This window comes from Streptomyces sp. NPDC005374 (assembly GCF_042872225.1).
Lineage (GTDB): Bacteria > Actinomycetota > Actinomycetes > Streptomycetales > Streptomycetaceae > Streptomyces.
The window spans coordinates 13,358-27,118 of sequence record NZ_JBIAKA010000037.1; the positions used below are offsets into that span (position 1 = coordinate 13,358).

At 69.1% G+C, this 13,761-nt stretch carries 13 protein-coding genes; 3 read left to right on the forward strand and 10 right to left on the reverse strand.

The genetic code is table 11. The features are described 5' to 3' along the window. Nucleotides 1-164: 164 nt before the first annotated feature. The 3 genes from ACFYRX_RS46285 to ACFYRX_RS46295 form a co-directional block, all read right to left on the reverse strand. Nucleotides 165-1,040 carry an alpha/beta fold hydrolase gene (locus ACFYRX_RS46285; RefSeq protein ID WP_389113399.1) on the reverse strand — a complete coding sequence of 292 codons (876 nt, stop codon included), beginning with the start codon at nucleotides 1,038-1,040 and terminating at the stop codon, nucleotides 165-167. Nucleotides 1,041-1,155: 115 nt separating this feature from the next. Beyond that, complete coding sequence (locus tag ACFYRX_RS46290; RefSeq protein ID WP_389113401.1) at nucleotides 1,156-1,857, reverse strand: SDR family oxidoreductase; 702 nt, start codon at nucleotides 1,855-1,857, stop codon at nucleotides 1,156-1,158. Nucleotides 1,858-2,669: 812 nt separating this feature from the next. Beyond that, nucleotides 2,670-3,239, reverse strand: a complete 570-nt coding sequence (locus ACFYRX_RS46295) for a TetR/AcrR family transcriptional regulator (protein ID WP_389113403.1) — start codon at nucleotides 3,237-3,239, stop codon at nucleotides 2,670-2,672. 512 nt (nucleotides 3,240-3,751) lie between these two features. Between ACFYRX_RS46295 and ACFYRX_RS46300 the strand changes: the two genes are divergently transcribed. Further along, the gene (locus ACFYRX_RS46300) at nucleotides 3,752-4,030 is read left to right on the forward strand and encodes a hypothetical protein (protein ID WP_389113405.1); all 279 of its coding nucleotides are present in this window, start codon (nucleotides 3,752-3,754) and stop codon (nucleotides 4,028-4,030) included. Next, nucleotides 4,027-5,166, forward strand: coding sequence for an ABC transporter substrate-binding protein (locus tag ACFYRX_RS46305; protein WP_389113407.1), 1,140 nt, complete (start codon nucleotides 4,027-4,029; stop codon nucleotides 5,164-5,166). Before ACFYRX_RS46300 ends, ACFYRX_RS46305 begins: the two co-directional genes overlap by 4 nt. A gap of 226 nt (nucleotides 5,167-5,392) precedes the next feature. Here ACFYRX_RS46305 and ACFYRX_RS46310 read toward each other — a convergent pair whose 3' ends face one another. The 7 genes from ACFYRX_RS46310 to ACFYRX_RS46340 form a co-directional block, all read right to left on the reverse strand. Next, the gene (locus tag ACFYRX_RS46310) at nucleotides 5,393-5,773 is read right to left on the reverse strand and encodes a nuclear transport factor 2 family protein (RefSeq protein WP_389113409.1); all 381 of its coding nucleotides are present in this window, start codon (nucleotides 5,771-5,773) and stop codon (nucleotides 5,393-5,395) included. Nucleotides 5,774-5,807: 34 nt separating this feature from the next. Next, nucleotides 5,808-6,218, reverse strand: a complete 411-nt coding sequence (locus ACFYRX_RS46315) for a nuclear transport factor 2 family protein (RefSeq protein ID WP_389113411.1) — start codon at nucleotides 6,216-6,218, stop codon at nucleotides 5,808-5,810. Between the two features lie 2 nt (nucleotides 6,219-6,220). Next, on the reverse strand, nucleotides 6,221-7,027 hold the full coding sequence (locus ACFYRX_RS46320; protein ID WP_389113413.1) for an MBL fold metallo-hydrolase: 807 nt from the start codon (nucleotides 7,025-7,027) through the stop codon (nucleotides 6,221-6,223). Nucleotides 7,028-7,073: 46 nt separating this feature from the next. Next, complete coding sequence (locus tag ACFYRX_RS46325; protein WP_389113415.1) at nucleotides 7,074-7,682, reverse strand: DsbA family protein; 609 nt, start codon at nucleotides 7,680-7,682, stop codon at nucleotides 7,074-7,076. A gap of 152 nt (nucleotides 7,683-7,834) precedes the next feature. After that, entirely contained in the window at nucleotides 7,835-8,329 is a 495-nt protein-coding gene (locus ACFYRX_RS46330; RefSeq protein ID WP_389113417.1) for a MarR family winged helix-turn-helix transcriptional regulator, read from the reverse strand. A 243-nt stretch (nucleotides 8,330-8,572) separates the two neighbouring features. Next, nucleotides 8,573-10,633, reverse strand: a complete 2,061-nt coding sequence (locus ACFYRX_RS46335; protein WP_389113419.1) for an RICIN domain-containing protein — start codon at nucleotides 10,631-10,633, stop codon at nucleotides 8,573-8,575. Nucleotides 10,634-10,830: 197 nt separating this feature from the next. Next, complete coding sequence (locus ACFYRX_RS46340; RefSeq protein WP_389113421.1) at nucleotides 10,831-11,868, reverse strand: LacI family DNA-binding transcriptional regulator; 1,038 nt, start codon at nucleotides 11,866-11,868, stop codon at nucleotides 10,831-10,833. A gap of 540 nt (nucleotides 11,869-12,408) precedes the next feature. On the opposite strand from ACFYRX_RS46340, the gene ACFYRX_RS46345 reads away from it, so the two are divergent. Continuing rightward, nucleotides 12,409-13,719 carry an ABC transporter substrate-binding protein gene (locus ACFYRX_RS46345; protein ID WP_389113423.1) on the forward strand — a complete coding sequence of 437 codons (1,311 nt, stop codon included), beginning with the start codon at nucleotides 12,409-12,411 and terminating at the stop codon, nucleotides 13,717-13,719. The last annotated feature ends 42 nt before the right edge of the window (nucleotides 13,720-13,761 follow it).

Genomic DNA, 13,761 nt, shown 5'->3' on the forward strand with positions numbered 1-13,761 from the left:
TGGGCGAGGACGGGGTCGACGGGTTGGAACTCCGGGATCTGGTGGACCCGAGGGTGCGTGGCTGCCCCTCAGCCCACCGCGACACCGACCCGCGACATGGCCGGGCCGGGCTTCTCCAGGTGACGCACCCGACTGGGAGCCGTACGCGGAGGGGCCGGGGGCAGTCACACCGCCCTGTTCAACAGGTCCGCCACCACGTCGGGCCTCTCCAGCGCGATGAAGTGCCCGGCTCCGGGCACCTGCGTGAAGTCAGCGGTCGGCAGCAGCTTCTTGTTGGCTTCCCGGTCCGAGGGCCGGGACCAGTCCTTCTCCCCGTAGACGAGGTGGATGGGGGCCTTGACGTCCGAGTAGCGCGAGCGGGCCGCGATCAGGCTGGGCAGGCTCTGGTACACGGCCCGGGCGACGGTCGGATAACCAGGACGGCCGCCCACCTGGAGCAGCTCGTCCACGTAGTCCGGCCGCAGAGCGCTCTTGTCGCCCAGGCCACCCTGCAGGACCCTGCGCAGGATCGGCTTGGGCTCCACTCCGGCGATCACCGGACCCACCCCCGGGGCGAGGACACCGCTGACCACCAGACGTGCGAGGAGGCTGGAGCGGGCGATTCCACCGCTGAAGTCGTACGTGTTCACCGCGACGACGCGCCGCACCCGCTCCGGCAGATCGGCCGCGGTGGTCAGGGCCAGCACCGCACCCATGGACTCCCCCACCAGGGTCACGTCGTGGAGGTCGAGTTCGGTCAGGAGCCGTTCGACGCCGGCACGCATCGCCGGCTCGTCGTACGACGCACCGGGCACGATCTCGGAGTAGCCCATCCCCGGCAGGTCCAGGGCGTACACGGTGTACTGGTCGGAGACCAGCGGGATGAGGGAGCGGTAGTGCTCGGCCTGGGTGCGCACGGTGTGCAGCAGGACCAGGGGGGCACCCGTGCCCCCCTTGAGGTAGCGCAGTCTTCCCTCGCCTCGGTGTCCTGCGCGTGCGGCGAGGGTGTGGCTCGTGGTTCCCGGAACCTGAATCGTGGGGCGTGCATCCTGGTTGGTCATGCCGTCGTCTCCTAATGCGTGAACTGCGGATGAGATGGGTGACTCGGGTGCGGTCCGGCAGTGAGGCCGGTGGCGCCGATGAGGCGCGGCAGGTTCTCCTCGCCGCGGTACGCGGCTATTTCGTCAGCTGGGGGTACAGCCCTGCGAGGTCACCGGCCAGGCCTGCCTTGACCTGCCGCGTGATGTCGTCGGCGAGCACCTCGTACGCTCCCGCCTCGATGCCGTCCAGAGCCTGCACGGCAACGTCACGCGGGGCGGCCTTGGGGCCCTCGGCACCCGCCGCCAAATCCGTGTCCACGTACCCCACATGCAGCCCCGTCACCGTGATACCGCGCGGCTGCAGCTCCAGGCGCAGCGAGTTGCTCTGCGACCACAGAGCCGCCTTGGAGGCGCTGTAGGAGCCGCCGAGGGCGATCCAGGACAGCACGGAGTGCACGTTGAGGATGTGGCCGCTGCCGTTGCCCTCGATGACCGGCACGAAGGCCCGGGTGAGCAGCAGGGGGCCGTAGAAGTTGGTCTCGAACTCCCGGCGTATGTCCTCGACCGGGGAGTCGAGGAAGGACGCGCCGACCGAGGCACCGGCGTTGTTGATCAGTACGGTGACATCCTGCGCCTGCGCGGCCGCCGCCGCCACGGAAGCCGGGTCGGTGACCTCCAGAGCCACCGCAACGGCGTCGGGATGCGACACGGTGCGCGGGTCACGGGCGGAGGCGTACACCTTCCCGGCACCCCGCACATAGAGCTCCTCCACCAGAGCCTTGCCGATGCCCCGGCTGCCGCCGGTGACGAAGACGGTGGCGCCATTCAGTGCGGTCACGAACTGCCTCCAAGCGAGAAACCGATCGGTTTCCGCAACAGTAAACCGCGCGGTTTCCTCGCGCAAGTCCAAGCGTGACCTGTGCCGAAGGCGCGGCAGTGCGCCGGAGCGGGCACTGTTCGAAGTACCGGCCGGGCGGGCCGCCGACTCAGCCGGAACGCCGTGACGCCGGAGCACGGCTTGATGCCTGCCGGACGGTGTCGTTCGAAGTCGCAGTTCGGCAAAGGCCCGACTCCGAGCGGATTCGCTCCGCCGGCCGGGCAGAACCACCCACCGCGGCCATTCGAAGCCGGAGTTGGTGACACGGGTCAGGACCAGCGCTCGGGTCCTGCCGCCGGGGGTGGGACGAGCACGTCGGCCGTCCATCCGCCAAGCTGCGGCATCGGTCGAGAAAGGGCGGCGTTCGTACTGACGGACAGGGCTCCGCGCCGGGGTGACCACCGTCCGCGCTCAGCGCAGGGATCGGGTCCGCGACAGCCGACGCAACCCGGTGCTGCGCGCCTCCTCGACTGCTCGTGCATGCCGGTGATCGGCGCGGTGAGGGTGCGGGTCACCGACGCGCCGGTCACCAGCGGCGGGACCGCGAAACGGCGTACGTACCGCTCGGCCCGTCAGACGATCGTGGGGGCCGACTGCTGCGGTCGGGGACGACGTCGGCGGACCCCCGGGCTCCTGTCGGACCGTTGGCGGTGCGCCGTCGCTTTCCCGAGACACCAGGACGTGAAGTCACGGGACCTGCCCCGGAAGGCAGCAAGGCGTCACCCACACGGAGACGGCATCCGGCGTCGGGCCCGCCGCGGAAAAGCCAGCTGTCAGCGCACGTCTGCCACATCGAGCAGGGTGGCCACCGTGGGCGTGACGAGACCGGTCAGCTTGTCGGCGCCGATACCGGCTCGGGCGCTGGCGCCGTCGAAGACCAGGATCAGCTGCCGGGCAAGCAGCTCGGGGTCGCTCGCCCCACCCTGTTCGGCCTCGGCACGGAAGAAACCCATCAGGTCGGCCTTGATCCGGTGCGCTACCCGGCTCGCAGGATGGCTCTGGTCCTTCAGTTCGATCTGCACAGCCAGGTACCGGCAGCCGTGGTAATCGGGCGCGCTCGCCTGCGACTCCAGTTGTTCGAAGACGTGCAGGATGCGCTCGCGGGGTGAACGGCCGTCGTCCGCCGCGGGCAGGAGCCCGGCCACGAAGGCGGCGGCGCGCTCCTGGAGGCTTGCCGCCAGCAGGTCGTCCTTGCTCTCGAACAGCTGGTACATCGAGCGCTTGGACACGCCCGCCGCCTTGCACAGCGCCTCGATGCCGATGCTGACACCGCCCTGGTAGGTGAGCGTGGCCGCCGCCTCCAGCAGCCGATCCCGGGAACTCGGCTTCACATCCGTGGTCATACCGCGAGGGTAACTCGATCTCGAAGAAATGGACACCGATCGGTGTATGAGGGTGCCGGTGAGATAGGGGCAGAGGCCCGGCGACGACGCCCCGAAGGAGGAGACGACCGTCGCCGAGCCCTGCTCGTGTGCACACCTCCCGCCCCCACGGAACGGCACACACGGGGGCCACTCCGCGAAATGGCCCCGTACTGGGTGAGTCGAACCCTGCTACGCCGGGGCGGAGGTCTTGGTTGACCAACCGCATCCACACCTCCGGTACGCCGGGGCGACACCTTCGGGACATCCCACAGGAAGGACCTCACCTGGGCGCCCGGGCCGGCCCCCTCACGGTCGGCGGGCACACGCCCGCCCGCAGGGCCGCCCCGTCAACTGCCCGACCGCACAGCAGACATGCGACTCGGATCACACCGCATGCATCCAGCCCGAGAATTCCTGACTCGTCAGATACCATCCAGGTGAACCGCTCGCGGCCGGCGAGCCCCGTTCTCGACCGAAGAGCGAAGACCCTGATGAGCACGCTCGAATACGCAGTTCCCGGCCTGGACCTTCCGGTCGGCGGCATGAACAGAACCGCCACCCTCGCCACCGGCAAGCAGATCACCCCGCGTTCGTCAGCCACCGTCACGGGCGCCGGGGCGAGAAGGCTTGGGGTTGGCATGGGCCTGTCGAGCAGGCCCTACGCGAACACCGGCCTGGCCGTTTCCACTCCCGTTGTCCCGGCCGAGGCGGTCCGCCGCCCGTACGACGGGAGCATCCCTGCCCCCACGCAGAAAGGGTTACCCCAGTGACCAGCCTCCCCAGTCGACGGCGTCTCCTCACCACCGGAGCCGGCGCCGCACTCGGACTCGGCACACTCGGCGCCACCGCGTCCCCCGCCGCGGCCGCCTCCACCGCAGCTGCGCACGGCGCCGGCCCCGAGGAGACCAGGAGCCTCGACGAGCTGTACGAGGCCGCCGTCGCCGAAAGCGGCAAGCTCGTGATCTACGCGGGCGGCGACCTCGCCAACTCCGGCAGCGGCGCCGGCGCCCGGACCGCCTTCCGCCAGCGGTTCCCGCAGATCGACCTCGATCTCATCGTGGACTACAGCAAGTACCACGACGCCCGCGTGGACAACCAGTTCGCGACCGACACCCTGGTCCCCGACGTGGTGCAGTTGCAGACGCTGCACGATTTCACCCGCTGGAAGCGCCAGGGACGGCTGCTGCACTACAAGCCCGCCGGCTTCAGCAAGCTCCACAAGAAGTTCCGGGATCCGGACGGTGCCTGGGTGGCCGGCATGGTCATCGCCTTCAGCTACCTGTACGACGTGGCGGCGGCCGGGGCCGACGCGCCGCAGACCCCGCTGGACCTGGTCGACCCGCGCTGGAAGGGCGCCATCGCCTCTTCCTACCCGCACGACGACGACGCGGTGCTCTACCTCTTCGCCCTCTACGCGGAGACCTACGGCTGGGACTGGGTGGCCGATTTCGCCGCCCAGCAACCGCAGTTCGCCCGCGGCTCCTTCTCCCCCGGCACCGCGGTCACCGCCAAGGAGAAGATCATCGGTGTCGGCACGGGTGGCAGCCCGCTCATCACCACCCCGAATCGCTGGATGATGCCCGACGGACACCCGTTCGTGGGCTGGGGACAGCGGATCGCGATCCTGAAGCAGGCCGCCAACCCCACGGCGGCCAAGCTCTACCTCAACTGGCAGCTGTCCACCGAGCGTCAGACCTCCAACAGCTGGTCGGTACGCACCGACATCGCGCCGCCCACCGGCCTGAAGCCGATCTGGGAGTACCCGAACGCCAACGTGGACGGGTTCCCCCGCTTCATGGAGGACAGGGCCCAGGTCGAGCGGCTGAAGCAGACCTTCGCCCTCTACTTCGGTGAAGTGAAGGGCGACCCGACACCCGGCTGGCCCGGCCTGCACCCGGGCGCCTGACCCCGACAGCCCCCGTATCGGTCGAGCACGACGGATCCCGGTCCGTATGACGCGTGTCCAGTGCAGCTCTCCAGGGCTTCCGGCCTTGCGGGCGCCGACTTGGGTCTCCCCGCACGACGGCCCCTTCCTCGCACGAAGGCCCCGCCTCTCATCCTTGCGACGAGAGACGGGGCCTGTGGCCAGTGGCCGGTCCCGGCGGTACCCGGTGTGGAGGCCGGCACGGAGCTCAGAACATGGTGTTCTCGTTGGCGCTCTTCTCGGGCACCTCCTGGATCACGTCCCAGTGCTCGACGATCTTCCCGTCGACGACGCGCCAGAAGTCCGCGACGGCCATCCCACGGTCCCCGGGCTTGAGGTGCAGGTTGCTGTGCGTGACCACCAGGTCCCCCTCGGCGATCGCGCGCTTGATGTCCAGGCGCAGGTCGGGGAACTGCCCGCGCAGCCAGTGGACGTAGCCGACGAACGCCTGCGGACTGTCCTGCGCCTCCGGATTGTGCTGGATGTAGCTCTCGCCGAGATGCGCGGCGGCGGCCTCTTCCGGCTGGTAGTCGTTGAACGCCTGCTCGTAGAAGGCGATCACCAGCGCTTTGTTGTCTCCGGCTGACATGTGGATCTCCTGCCTCGCGATGGTGCGGAACGCGTCAGTCCGTCATGGCCTCGCGGACGAGGGCGGTGTCCACGAACTGTTCGAAGCGGACGATGAGTCCGCCCCGTACGACGAAGTGGTGGGCGACCCGGACGTCGATCGGCTTGCCCGTGGCCTTGTTGGTCGCGGTGTAGCGGGCCAGCACGACGACGTTCTCGCCGTCGACGACGTAGGTGTCGTCGTGGGCGGTCCAGCCGTCCCAGTCCTGGCCGAGCTTCTCCATCACGTTGGACGTGACGCCGTCGGGCGTGCGGTAGGTGCCGGCGAGGGGGAAGCCGGCCATCTCCGTCCACTCGACGTCGGGGGCGAGGGTGGCGCGCAGGGCTTCCAGGTCAGCGGCGGCGGAGGCCAGGTACTGGCGCCGTACGACGTCGGCTGGGGCCGTGGAGGTGGCGAACTCGGTCATGGTCAGCCCCACTTCATCTCGCCCTTGGCGACCTTGGCGCCGATCTGGGCCGCGATGAGCATGCCGTTGTCCGGGTAGCGGGCCACGAGCGCCTCGGTCAGCGCGGCGCCGTCGGCCGCCTTGCCGAGCTCCTCCTCGAAGGCGACGAGGTAGTCACGCGTGGCGGTGATGGCGGAGGCGTCGGCCGCGGTGCCGGGGAGACGGTGGCCGGGGACGACCAGCTCCGGGGCGAGGGCGGCCATCTCGTCCAGCAGCGTGATCCAGGCGGCGCGGGAGGCGGGGGTGGCGGTGTCGGCGACCCAGACGTGCTCCTGCTGGAAGAGCAGGACGCCGCCGAGGACGGCGCGGTGCTCGGCCTGCCAGAGGTAGTGCCGGTCGGACAGCTCCTCAGGGCCGCCCTTGAGCTCGAAGCGGTGGCCCTCCAGGGTGAGGTCGCCGGTGAGCGGGGTGAGGTCGACCAGGCGGGTGGGCAGGTTGGGGCCGAGGGCCGCCCAGGCCTTGAGCTTGCCCTCGTAGGAGTGCTTGATGTGCTCGATGACCAGGGGGGTGGCGACGAACTCGGCCTCGGGGAAGGCGTCGGCGATGACCTCGGCACCGAAGTAGAAGTCGGGGTCGGCGTGGGAGACGAAGACGGTGGTGAGCTGCTTGCCGGAGTCGAGGATCTCGGCGGCGAGGCGGTGGCCGTCGGCGCGGGTGAAGGCGGCGTCCACCAGCAGCGCCTCGTTCTCGCCGGTGACGAGGGTGGCGGTCTTGTTCTTGCTGCCGGCCGGGAAGTCCAGGTCGAGGACCTTGAAGTCGAGGGTGCTCATGCCAGGTGCTCCATTTCGCAGGGGATGGGGTGGGGACGGGGGAAGCTCAGTGAGCGGCGAGGCGTTCGTCGACCTGGTCGGCGGTGGCGTGACCATGGGCCAGCGGAGTGACGGAGTCGCCGTCGACGGCCAGCAGGGTGGGGAAACCGGTGACCCCGAGCCGGGCCGCGCGGCGGAAGTCCTCGTCGGCCTCGGTCTGCGCGTCGGGCGCCTCGAAGGCGGCGACGACGGCATCGGCGTCGAGCCCGGCCGCCTGGGCGACCGTCCGGTAGGTGGCTGCCTCCGACAGGCTCAGACCGTCGACGTAGAAGGCGTGCTGCAAGGCGCCGGCCAGCTCCGCCGCGCGGTCGGGGGCCACCTGGCGGACGGCTGCGACTCCGCGGGCGGCGGCCTCGGAGTCCATCACGAACGAGCCGTCGGCGATCACATCCTCGTACGCCTGGCCGAATGCGGCACCGGTCAGCTCGGCGATCTTGGCGTTCGCGCCCTGGACGTACCCGAACTCGCGGATCGGTACCCGGCGCGATCCCGTGAACAGACCGCCGGAGACCACCTCGACCGGCAGGTCGGGATGGCGCGAGGTGACCTCTCGCAGAGTCGCGGTGAATCCGTGCGACCAGCCGCAATAGGCGTCGAAGACGTAGACGAGCTTCATCGAGGACCTCGGCAGAGAAGGGCGCCCGCCGATTGCGAGCGATTCATCTGATCAAACAGTAGCTGACGCGTCAGATATTTCTCGACCCGTGTGAACTGGGACACACAAGTGCGGCCAACGCCATTAGACCCGTGCTGCCGCCGGTCCGCAGGTCAGGGAAGTCGGGGCAGTACGTCCCGGGCCGCATGGCTGAGGATGCGCAGATCCTCGGCGAACCGCTCACGGTCCGCCGCCGGGAGGGGCTCCACGAAGTGCCTCCTGATGTTCTCCAGGTGCACCCTGGCAGCGCGTACGGCGGTCTCCTCTCCCAGAGCGGTCAGGCGCACCAGCTTCCCGCGCCGGTCGTCGGGGGAATCCGCGCGCGTCACGAGACCAGCCGTCTCCATGCGATCCACCAGCCGGGTCGCGCCGCCGGTCGTGAGGACCTGTTCCTGGGCGATGGCCCGCATGGACAGCCCCGGTGCCCCGGCCCGGCCGAGGATCAGCAGCACCTCGAAGACCAGATGGCTGATGCCGCACTCCGCCTCGAGGGCCCGGCCGAGGATGTACTCCAGCCGGTTGGCCGCCCCCTGCAACCGCCCGAACGCCAGGATCAGCTCATGGTCGGCGGCATCCTTCGCCGTCCCGATCCCCGTTTCCTCACTCACTGCCGCGCCGCCCCTCTCGTCGTCCCGGCACCACCGTACCGATCAGTAGCGGATGAGCCGTACAGCGGAACACGCTTGCCAGGTCGGGTGACAGCAGCCGTGTACGAGTCCGAGGAGGGGTCCGGTGCCGAGTGCCGAGGAGACCGGAGACGCCGACCGGGCCTCCTGCCACCGGGGTTCGCCTCGCGATCCCGAGCCGGCAGGAGGCCCGTCGTCAAGCCGTTCTGTTGACGAGCCAGCCGTTCAGTTGATGCGGACGATCTTCCAGAACTGGTCGTCGATGTTCAGGTCGTTCCACTGCACGACGGCCGCGCCGTTGCTGGTGGAGGACTGGGCGACGGCCGCGTTGAACCCGCTGCCCGCGTTCTTGAGTTCGTAGTAGCCGTTGCCCGCGTCGGTGAGGGTCCACTTCTGTGAGGTGGCGCTGGATGGCGTGTTCTGGACGACGGCGGCTCCGGCCGCGGTGGAGCCGTTACGGATGTCCAGGTTCAGGTTGCTGTTGACGTTCTTGATGGTCCAGGCCCCGCTGCCGGCGGACTGGAAGGTGAACAGCTGGCAGAAACAGGCCGAGTTCTGCCACTGCTCGGTGGCCATACCTGTGGCGGTGGAGCCCTGTGGGATGTCCAGGTACTTCCCGCTGTTCTTGTTGACGAGGACGTACTGCCCGGTGCCCAGCGCCGGCAATGCGGTCTGCGTGACGTTCCAGCGCTGGCAGGCACAGCTGGTGCCGCTCCACTGACCGGCGGCTGTGCCGGTGACGGTGGAGGCGTTCGGGATCTCCAGGTACTTGCCGGTGACACGGTTGGTGAGGCTGTAACCGCCGGCCGGGTTCGGGGCGACGGCCCACTCGTGGTCCAGGGTGCCGTTGTCGTCCCACTGCACGATCTTGGCCCCGTCGGCGGTGGACTGGCTCTCCACGCCGAGGACCTTGCCGCTGGCGACGTTGAGGATCTTGAAGTAGCCGGAGGTCTGCTGCACGAAGCGCCACTGCTGGTCGGTGGCGTTGTCGGCGTTCTGCTGGGTGGCGTTCGTGCCGTTGGCGGTGGAGCCGCCCGCGATGCTCAGCTTGAGGTTGCTGCCCGCGTTCGACACGGTGTAGGTGGCACCGTCCGAGATGCCGCCGCCCAGGTCGATGGTGCTGTAGGTGACGGGGTTGGAGAGGTTGCTGCCTCCGCTGCCGCCACTGAGCACGAGCAGGCTGTGGCCGTCGGACAGGGGCACCGTGCCGCGGCTGTAGCCGCCGGCGACGTTGGAGCTGATGCGCGTCCAGGTGTCCGCGGCGCCGTTCTGTGTGTTGAGGAACAGGTCGCCGGTGCTGAAGGCGCTCACGACCAGCGTGCCGTTCGGACCGCCGGTGGGCAGCCACGTGATGTACGGGGTGCTGGTGGGGACCGTGCCGTCAGTCGACCGCAGGGGTATGCCCGTGACGGAGTTGAACGCCTCCGGGTCGGCGGAGATCTTGTAGTAGACGGCGAAGTTGCCCGAGGGGGAGCCGCCGTACTCGTACGTCATGACGTAGTTGCCGTTGGGCAGCTTCGCGACGGTGGGCATGCCCGGGCGCTGGCTGTAGGTGGGCATCGCCACGTCGTCCACGACCGGACCCCAGTTGTGGAGGTCCGTGGTGACCTGGTGCACGACCTTCTGGCCGTGGTCGGGGTCGCGCTGGTCGGAGTAGTAGACGATCAGCTTGCCGTTGGCGTAGAGGAAGAAGGGCTCCCATACGGGGGTGTTGCCGTTGCCGTTCTGGTCGAATGCCGGGCCGCCGGTGGCGATGTTGCTCACGAAGGTCCAGGTCTGTCCACGGTCGGTGCTGGCGTAGACATCGATCTTGATGGCCGAGCGGTCCGAGGGGACCGAGGCGCCGGCGGCCAGGATGGTGCCGGCCGGAAAGCCGCCCACCGCCGCGGGCAGTTCGAACAGTTCGGGCTCCCAGCGCATGCCCCAGCCGTTCTGGGTGTCGGCGACCTCGGAGATCTTCGACCAGGAGTTGCCGTTGTCCGTGCTGCGGTAGATGGGAAGGACCGGCGTACCGGAGGTGTACTGCTCGAACGTCGCGAGGATGGTGCCGTTGGCGGAGCCGTTGTGCTGCATGCGCATGGCCCGCGGGTAGAGCGACCCGGGCGAGGGCGCACCCGACGGCGGGGTGTACATCGTCTGCGAGGGACGGGCCAGGGCGTCCGCCCGGCCGACGGGCAGGACCAGGGTCATCGCCGCGACGAGCAGGACGAAGGCCAGGGACAGGAAGGAGACGGGACGGGAACGCGGAGCGGCGCCGGATCCGGCGCCTGTCTGCGACAGGAACATTGCGGCTCCCAGGAGGAAGGGGAAGGTGTGTTTCGGTGTCCGCCGGCTCGGAACGGCTCGGAGTGACGCGGCGGAGTTCGTTGGGCGCGTCGTCCGGGACCGGCAGCGCGACGCCTCCGGGCGCGGCGCGGCAGGCGCGGAACGGCCTTGGTGGGGTGCCCCGGTGTGTGGTGCAGGGGCAGTGGCACAAGGGGGGGTCAGTGGGAGGGCGGAGGTGCGGTCGAGCCGCGGACGATGAGTTCGACGGGTGGGTCGCTCGCCGGCGGCGGTTCGGTGTCGGGCCTCTCGATGGCGTGGAGGAGAAGCCGGATTCCCTCCCGTGACGCGGCCTCGAAGGGCTGGCGGACGGTGGTCAGGGGCGGGGAGACGTAGGCGAAGACGGGGTTTCCGTCGAAACCGACGACACTGACGTCCTCCGGAACCCGGCAGCCGGCTTCCCGCAGACCGTGGATCAGTCCGATCGCCATCTCGTCGCCCGCGGCGAACACCGCGGTCACTAAGCGGTCCGAGGCCAGCTCACGGCCTGCGGCGTACCCGGAGGCCGCCGACCAGTCACCGTTCAGCACGGGCGGTTCATGCGCGCCACGGTCTGCCAGCGCCGCCCGCCATCCCTCGATGCGGTCCTTGGTGGCGTACCACCGGCGCGGACCGGCGAGGTGATGGACGGTCGCATGCCCCAGGTCCAGCAGGTGATCGGTGGCTGCGCGTGCCAGCTGACGGGCACCCACACCGACGGTCAGGGTCCGGGCGGCACTGAAGGCGGGTGGGGCGCCGAGGAAGAGAACGGGCACGTCGACGCCGAGCGGGACTTCACCTTCGACAACGGGCTCGGAGACGACGATGCCGTCCACTCCCTGTTCCAGGAGTGATTCCAGCGCGCCGGCGATGCTCCGCGGGTCGCCGTCCGGTGTGTTGAGCACGCGAAGCGCGTAGCCGGCGTCCCGTACGGCTTGTTCGATGCCCACGAGCAGGGAAGCGGTTCCGTACCCGGCCGTCCCCAGGGCGACCACACCGATGGAGCGGGTACGGCCGGAGGCCAGCGCCCTGGCGGCGTGGTTCAGCCGGTAGCCGAGCTCCCCGGCGGCCGCGAGGACACGTCGGCGGGACTCGTCGGAGACGTACGGCTCGTCGTTGAGGACCCGGGAGACCGTCTTGCGCGAGACACCGGCCAGTCTGGCCACGTCCTCACTGCGCGGCGCGGAGGAGCCCGCCGCGCGCTCGAGCCCTGTGGTCATGAAGTCTCCCTGGCCGTGTGTTCTCCATCGAAGGAGGTCATCTGCATGACCGCGCGGTCTGACCGCGCGGTCTGACCGCGCGGTCAATGTGTACGCACCCGCCGAGCGCACGTCAAGGGTTGGCGCAACGCCGTTTGCTTCCGGGGTGACAGTCACCGGACCTGCGGCCTGACGGAGCAAGGCCGCGGAGATCCCCGACGGAAGGCCTGCCGGGTCTGCATTCCTGCAGCTCATGAGGCTATTGCTGGAAACTGGGCGGCTTGGCCGCCGACCCCCTGGACCCTCTCCGTCCGGTCCGGCCGCCGACATCCAGGGCACGTGGCCGGACCTCGCGCATCACGGTTCCCCGGACGGAAAGTCTTGACAGCGAGTCCACAGAGCGTTCACGCTTCCTGGCATCCGACGGTCGCGTTTGTTCGATCGTGTTGGATTATGGTTCTCGACTGACCCGTGAACGGTCCCTCGACGACCCACCCTCCGCCATACCCCCGTCCGGCTGACGTGCCATATCTGGGCACCGCCAGCCCAGTAGGAGCCGAAATGCACCACTCCTCCCTCGGTCAGCCCATGCCTGGAACCAGCCGCCGCACAGTTCTCCGCGGACTCGGCGGAGCCGCGGTCCTGGGCGCCGGCATCCCCCTGCTGTCCGCCTGCGGCAGCAGCGACAGCTCGTCGGACTCCAAGACCGTCACCGTCGGTTCCAACGCGTCCGACGCCGTGCCGAAGAAGGGGTACGCCGACGTCTACGCGGCCTTCACGAAGCAGTCCGGGATCAAGGTCGCGATCAACACCAAGGACCACAACACGTTCCAGGAGCAGATCAACACCTATCTGCAGGGCACGCCGGACGACGTGTTCCAGTGGTTCGCGGGCTACCGGATGCAGTTCTTCGCGGCCAAGGGCCTGGCCACCCCCATCGACGACGTGTGGAAGACGATCGGCGGCAACTTCCCCAGCGCCATGCACGACCTGAGCAAGGGTCAGGACGGCAAGTACTACCTGGTGCCGCTGACCACGTCCCCGTGGGCGGTCTTCTACCGCAAGAGCGTCTTCCAGAAGTACGGCTACGAGGTCCCCACCACCTGGGACGCGTACATCGCCCTGTGCAAGCGGATGAAGAAGGACGGCCTGGTCCCGATCGCGTACGGCGACAAGGACGCCTGGCCGGCGATGGGCTCCTTCGACCAGATCAACTTCCGTCTCAACGGCTACGACTTCCACGTCGAGCTGATGGCGGGCAAGGCTTCGTGGACCGACGCGAAGGTCCGCAAGGTCTTCGACACCTGGGCCGAGACCCTCCCCTACCACCAGGAGGGCGCGGTCGGCCGTACCTGGCAGGACGCCGCCCAGACACTGGTGGCGAAGAAGGCCGGTATGTACATGCTCGGCATGTTCGTGGCGCAGCAGTTCACCGACAAGGCCGACCTGGACGACCTCGACTTCTTCGCCTTCCCCGAAATAGACCCGGCGTACGGGCAGGACACCGTGGAGGCGCCGACCGACGGCATCATGCTCAGCAAGTCGCCCAAGAACCACGCCGGTTCCGTCAAACTGCTCGAATTCCTGGGCACCCCCCAGGCCGAGGAGACCTACCTGAAGGCCGACCCGAGCCTCATCGCCGCCTCCTCGAAGGCCGACACCTCCGCCTACAGCGCCCTCCAGAAGAAGGCGTACGAGATGATCGCCGGCGCGAAGCACCTCACGCAGTTCATGGACCGTGACAGCCGGCCGGACTTCACCTCGACGGTGATGCAGCCCGCACTGCAGAAGTTCGTCCGCGACCCCAAGGGGATCGACGGCCTGCTGTCCTCGATCGAACGCCAGAAGAAGACGATCTTCGCATCCTCATGAGCTCCGAGACCCCCACGAAGACCCCGGAGGCGGCCGCTGTGC